Here is a 230-nt window from a genome sequence, read left to right on the forward strand (position 1 = left end):
GCACGAACCGCTGTACGTCGCCGACGGCGATGTTCAACTCGGACACGGAGGCACCGAGCTGGTCGGAGCTCTGCGCGAGCACGTCCGAGACCGACGCGAGACGACCGCCGACCTGCACGATCTGTTCGTTGCTCGACGAGAGGACCGACACGAAGGTCTGCAGCTTGCGGATCGTCGAGAACAGATCGGTGCGCCCCTCCGAGAGCGTGCGCATCGTGTCCGACAACTCC

1 pseudogene is annotated in these 230 nt (G+C 65.2%); it reads right to left on the reverse strand.

The window, feature by feature from the left end:
* A pseudogene (locus NVV99_RS27020) lies at nt 1-230 on the reverse strand (mammalian cell entry protein); the annotation flags it as partial.

The sequence above is a fragment of the Rhodococcus sp. PAE-6 genome (assembly GCF_025290685.1).
In the GTDB taxonomy this organism is placed as follows: domain Bacteria; phylum Actinomycetota; class Actinomycetes; order Mycobacteriales; family Mycobacteriaceae; genus Rhodococcus; species Rhodococcus pyridinivorans.